Genomic DNA, 5,951 nt, shown 5'->3' on the forward strand with positions numbered 1-5,951 from the left:
AAATATGTTAATCGAATTAACCGAAGATACGTTACAAGATTTAATTGCAAAAGAAGAAAAAGTAGTGGTTCAATTTTCGGCATCATGGTGTGGCAACTGCCGTATTATGAAACCAAAATTCAAAAAATTAGCTTCAGAAAACGAAACAATTACTTTTGCGCTTGTTGACGCAGAAAACTTTCCTGAATCAAGAAAATTAGCTAATGTGAGCAATTTACCAACTTTTGCCACTTTTGTGAATGGTAAATTGGTTAATGAAACACAAACTAATAAACAAGAAGTACTAATTGAATTGGTAAATGAAATCGTTTAATTTTATTCCTTTACTAATTCGTTTAAAGTAACGATTCTCTTTTTAAACAAACATTTCAGCGAATAACCAAATAAACAATTTAATAATGAAATTACCTGTAATCAAACATTTAACGCAGTTTATCGAAGAAAACGACGAAGATTACATTATTGAAACAATCGAAGTTTTAGAAGCAATGACTGAAATTGCATCACTAAAAGACGAAGAATTAGATGTTATTGGAGAATTAATTTCGAATATGTATGGCGCTCTAGAAGTGAATAAATTGGTTAAAACTGGAACCGACAAAAAAGAAGCTTTAAACAGTTTTATGAAACGTGTTCTAGGATCTATTGATCAATAAAAATAGAATTCAAGTACTAAATTATTGAAACGCACTCCAATCCGAGTGCGTTTTTTTATATTTAAATGAGAAGAAATCGTCGTTTACAATTATAATAAAAAATTGTTTGGCTAAGTTTGTTTTTAAGTACGTAAGATTTTTTATCAAAGATTATAATACCATTTTTTTAGTACTGACAAAGCAGGTTTAAAAATCTAAATTTCCAGTTTAAAAACCATGGATAACCCAAAGATGTAGTTTTAACATGACAGTCATTTAATATAAGTGCGCAATTGCATTGCTGGCAATAATTCCTTCCGTCCTTTCGCCCCACCATTGCTCTTGGTTATTATCGTGAGCTGAGGTTCTCTTTATATTTACGAAAGCAAATCTTAAAGATATTGCCTAAATGTGATGGTTGCTCTATTCCTTAAAAGTGTTTTGTTTACGCTCCTTTATTGACGCCAGTGCGTTCATTCATTTTAATTCTAGTTCCAAATATACTATAAATTATAAACGGCGTTTTCTTCATCTCATTAAATAGCACCAAAGCAACAACAATATATTCAATAGCAATCAACCATAAATTTTCTTTAAATGCAGGATTAGAATACGTGTAATAGCTAACGACCACCATCAAACTCCAAACAATTGGAAATTTAAAATTTGTAAAAACACTAATTAACACAAGATTAATAATGTACCAAGGATGTACAGTTGTAGCCGTAAAAAAGTAAACGCTTAACACCAATAAAAAACTTTGAAACAAATTTAAGGTTGTCTTATTCTTTCCAAAAAAGGACTGAAATACGATAAAAACCATCATTAAAACTGGAATTACTTGACCAGTACTTTGAATAATATTGTACCCTTTAAAATAATAACCAATGGCTCTAATAATGTAATAAATACTAGCATTAAATTCAAAATTGGTAAACCACAAACCAATTGTTTTAGAATAATTTGAAATCAATTCAGCAGAAAAAAATGGTACAAAAAGCAAAATATTTATTCCGATTATGATTCCGTAAAAAGTAAAACTTTTTTTCCATCCTAGTTTTTGAAAAAACAAAGGCAATAACAGTAAGGGCAATAGTTTTGTAGAAATAGATAATGCCATTATTAAAGCTGCTGCCCTCCATTTGTTCTCTTGTAGTAAATAAATACTCCAAATGAAAAAGAAAAGCATTACGCCCTCAAAATGCAAATTACCAGTTAGCTCTATAATTACTAACGGATTTAATAGGAACCAAAATATGCGGTGTTTTTCTAATCCTAATTTTTCTAATAATTTGCTGCCAAAATACAAAGTTCCAAAATCTGCTACAATGATGATAGTTCTCAAAACTATTGTTCCTCCAAGAATAGAATGATTACTAAAAAAACCTGCTACAACAAAGAATAATTGATTGATAGGTGGATAATTAGAAAAATGAGATGCACTTAAATTACCCATTTTTCCCACTAATTCGTGTGCTTGTGACAGTGTAAAATTTGGATCTAAAATTAAATCATTTGGAAGGTTTGTAAATGGGTTTAGTCCCAATAAAATAAGGCGACCATCCCAAATAAATCGATAAAAATCTTGTGATAAATTGGGTAAACTAAAAATAAAAAGTAATCGAAACAGCAATGAAATTAAAATTAAGAAATTAAAATTATTCTTTTCAATTTGGATAATTTTATAAGTGAAAAAAAAGAGTATTCCAAAAGAAAATAGCAAGGCAAGAAAATCAGTTCGTTCTAAAAAGTAAGCATTGTATGCATATAAAAATACACAGCATAAAACATATAATTTAGTTGCATTGTTGGTTTGCATCATTGGAGTTCTATAAAATACAAATTACACAAAAGAGAAAATCAGATTCCTTCTACAAAGTGATGTCATTAATTTTAGTATTTATTATTATCGAGAAAATAAAAGTACAAAAGTTAATATTATGCGACAAAATAGATGTAAATCATCCTATTTTACAGAAATCCAAAAAATGTTTTTTTATTGAAATAGACAAACGACTTAAATTTTATTATAAAGTCTAAATGACCAATCTAACTAGTCGGTAATTTGGATTGATTTGACAAAAACATATCCATATCCAATGGAAAGCATTAAATGGAATGGTAACAAACCATAATCATTCAAGCGAATACCACTGTAGATTCCAAAAAGAAAATAAATTAAAAGTAATCCCTCTATGATGACATTTTTAGATACTTTTTTTGAAATATAAGTATTCTGTTTCCATTTATCTTTTAAACTTTCAATATTGAATTTTGGCGTTCGGACAAACTCACTTTTTTTACCCCAAAGACCCTCTAAAACTGCGACGGTGTTATGAAATGAGAAACCCATAGCAATACTATAAAAGGTAAAAAACAAACCAATATACTTAAAAAAGTTAGCAATTCCCCCGCCGTGAATTTTTTTGAAAGTAAACCAATAGCAAGTAAAAAACACTAATGAAGTAAAAACAAAAAACGCCAATACGTTAAAGAAAACGGCTAATTGTGGATAATTACTTTTAATAAATACTACTGGAACACTCAATACTGCCATCAAAAATATAAACAAAAACATAGAACTATTCAGTAAATGCAATAGACCATGAATTTTTGTTTTGACCGAAATATTTTTTGAAGTGATGACGCGCCAGTTCATTTTTCTAAAATTCTCAGCACCTCCTTTATTCCAGCGAAATTGTTGTGAACGTGCTGCACTTATAATAACTGGTAATTCCGCCGGAGTAACTACATCGATCAAATATTTAAATTTCCAATTTTTGAGTTGTGCTCTATAACTCAGATCTAAATCTTCGGTTAGAGTATCGCTTTCCCAGTTTCCGGCATCAATGATACATGCTTTGCGCCATACTCCTGCAGTTCCATTAAAATTAATAAAGTGCGATTGTGAATTTCTTCCAACCTGTTCTAATATAAAATGAGCATCTAACGCAAAGGCTTGAATTTTAGTTAGTATAGAATAATTTCGATTTAAATGCCCCCAGCGTGTTTGTACCACACCAATATTTGAATCTTTAAAATAAGGAATAGTTTGTAGTAACCATTCTTTTTGCGGAACAAAATCAGCGTCAAAAACAGCAATAAATTCGCCTTTTGCAGTTACTAGTCCCTCTTTCAGAGCTCCTGCTTTAAAACCAATACGATTAGACCTAGTAATAAGTTTTATATCTAACCCTTCCGAAAATAAACGATCAACTATTTTTTTGGTGTCAATTATACTTTCATCCGTGCTATCGTCCAAAACTTGAATTTCTAATTTGTCTTTTGGGTAATCCAGTTCTGCAATAGTAATGAGCAATCTTTCGACAACATACTTTTCATTATAAATAGGTAATTGAATTGTAACTTGTGGAATTTCCGAAGGAATTTTAAAATCAAATTGTATCGATTTGTCCGTTTTTTTTTGATTTTTTAAATAATTAATCAATAAGTTCAATTGTGAAAAACCATAAAAAAACAGCAATAAAATAGCCAAGCAATAAATGGTAAGAATGATGTAAGAAAGTTGCAGCATATTATTTGAAAGCGTATTTAAAAATCCAACCTATAATTTTAATTCCAGCCATGATAGTACCTTTTACAGTTCCTGATACTTTTGATACACCAATTCGATTTTTATATCGAACAGGTATCTCCATATATGAAATACGTTTGCGCAAGACTTTTAATTGCATTTCCACTGTCCAACCATAGGTTTTATCTTGCATGGCAAGATCAACAAGAGTAGTGTATTTTATGGCTCGGAAAGGTCCTAAATCAGTAAATTTTGAACCAAAAAAAAGTTTCATCAGTACAGTAGCTAATTTATTTCCAAAAATTTGTTGTGGAGTCATAGAGCCACTTTCCCTTAATTCAGGAATTCTTGCACCTATAACAAAATCGACTTTGTTACTACGTATCGGGTCTATTAGTTTGGTTAATTCTTCGGGATAGTCAGAATAGTCACCGTCCAAAAAAACGACAATGGTAGGTTTAATATCTTGTTGAGAAATATATTCAAGGCCCTTTAAACAGGCATAGCCATATCCCCTATTATTTTCAGATAATACAGTGGCTCCAGCATTTTGAGCCACTGCGATTGTATTATCTGTTGATTTATTACTAATTACAATTATTTCAGATACATAGTTAGGAATCTCATTAATAACATTTGCTATCGCTTTTTCCTCATTGTAAGCAGGTATAATTACTTTTATTATATTCATTATTGTTTATCAGGGATTGTCACTTTTATAAGCCGAAATTGTATTCCATTCTTTTATTTTTAAACCTGCTTTGTAGCGAGCGGCTTTTATTATTTTTCCATTTTTATAGAAAATACAAAGTCCTTCTTCTACATTATTTTTGAATTCAACTTTTTTTACTATTTCACCTTTACTGGTGTAGAACAGCCACCATTCTATTTTTTTATTTTCTGCAAAATGACCTTCTTCTTTTTTACTCCCATTTTCATTATAAAAAAACCAATAATCAACTTTTTGATTTTGTTGAAGCCATCCCTCAGACTTCAATTTACCATTTTTATAATAATTTTTCACATACGTTTTTGGTCCTGAAACAGAAATAAAGCAGAGAAAAATTATTATAAAAGCGGACTTGATCATTTTTTAATTATTAGATAACCTTACTATATTTATTTTACAAAAAGGGGTTATATCTTGTTTAAAGACCAATCAAAATCATACGTTTGAACGGTTAATTTATTGTCTATTTTCTTTTCTAAAAAAAGATTGATAAAATCAATTTCATTAAAATAGTTAACAGCAAAATCTTTTTTGTACCATTCAAATATTTTTGACAATTCTATCACTTTAGTATCTTTATTTATAAAAAAGTAATTTTTAGAATTTATTATAAGAGTAGCACGTGCTTTTATTTGCTCCTCAATTGTAGCTGGTAAATAAGCAGTGTTTAAAAGTGGAGCTCCACCATTTGCTGCACTTGATAAAGTAAAGTGTATCGCAGGATCAAAAAACAAATCTCTTAAAATTACATTTTCAATGTCATCAAGTGTTAGTTCTTGTTTTCCTACTACAAATGTATTAACAGTAAAAAATCCAGGTATTGTTTCAACAGTTGCTATTGGGAATTTATCAATTACACCTTTGATAACTTGAAGATTATAAACGTTAATCCAAAATGCTTTTGCAACTTTTTTATCACTGAACTTAGTATCAAGTGATGCAATATTGTCTAGAATGTAAATTAATTCTCCAGGACTTTTTTTGATTTTAAAATAATCAACTTTCCCATCTGCTGCTACATTTTTCTTTAAAAACTCTGTAGCTTGTTCAA

The 5,951-nt window shown here is 29.5% G+C and carries 7 protein-coding genes; 2 read left to right on the top strand and 5 right to left on the bottom strand.

The features are described from left to right. Positions 1-4 precede the first annotated feature (4 nt). Together ACH2BG_RS11090 and ACH2BG_RS11095 are read left to right on the top strand one after the other, a co-directional pair. Positions 5-313, top strand: a complete 309-nt coding sequence (locus tag ACH2BG_RS11090) for a thioredoxin family protein (RefSeq protein WP_395047764.1) — start codon at positions 5-7, stop codon at positions 311-313. 85 nt (positions 314-398) lie between these two features. Beyond that, positions 399-656, top strand: a complete 258-nt coding sequence (locus tag ACH2BG_RS11095) for a DUF6952 family protein (protein ID WP_395047758.1) — start codon at positions 399-401, stop codon at positions 654-656. A 424-nt stretch (positions 657-1,080) separates the two neighbouring features. Here ACH2BG_RS11095 and ACH2BG_RS11100 read toward each other — a convergent pair whose 3' ends face one another. The 5 genes from ACH2BG_RS11100 to ACH2BG_RS11120 form a co-directional block, all read right to left on the bottom strand. Continuing rightward, positions 1,081-2,457 carry a mannosyltransferase gene (locus ACH2BG_RS11100; protein ID WP_395047759.1) on the bottom strand — a complete coding sequence of 459 codons (1,377 nt, stop codon included), beginning with the start codon at positions 2,455-2,457 and terminating at the stop codon, positions 1,081-1,083. 231 nt (positions 2,458-2,688) lie between these two features. Then, entirely contained in the window at positions 2,689-4,170 is a 1,482-nt protein-coding gene (locus ACH2BG_RS11105; RefSeq protein WP_395047760.1) for a cellulose synthase family protein, read from the bottom strand. A 1-nt stretch (position 4,171) separates the two neighbouring features. After that, positions 4,172-4,861 carry a glycosyltransferase family 2 protein gene (locus ACH2BG_RS11110; RefSeq protein ID WP_395047761.1) on the bottom strand — a complete coding sequence of 230 codons (690 nt, stop codon included), beginning with the start codon at positions 4,859-4,861 and terminating at the stop codon, positions 4,172-4,174. A gap of 9 nt (positions 4,862-4,870) precedes the next feature. Continuing rightward, positions 4,871-5,194, bottom strand: coding sequence for a toxin-antitoxin system YwqK family antitoxin (locus tag ACH2BG_RS11115; protein WP_395047762.1), 324 nt, complete (start codon positions 5,192-5,194; stop codon positions 4,871-4,873). 113 nt (positions 5,195-5,307) lie between these two features. Beyond that, positions 5,308-5,951 (bottom strand): DUF547 domain-containing protein (locus ACH2BG_RS11120; protein ID WP_395047763.1); only part of this gene is annotated, 644 nt, incomplete at its 5' end.

Source organism: Flavobacterium sp. (assembly GCF_043779715.1).
Taxonomy (GTDB): domain Bacteria; phylum Bacteroidota; class Bacteroidia; order Flavobacteriales; family Flavobacteriaceae; genus Flavobacterium.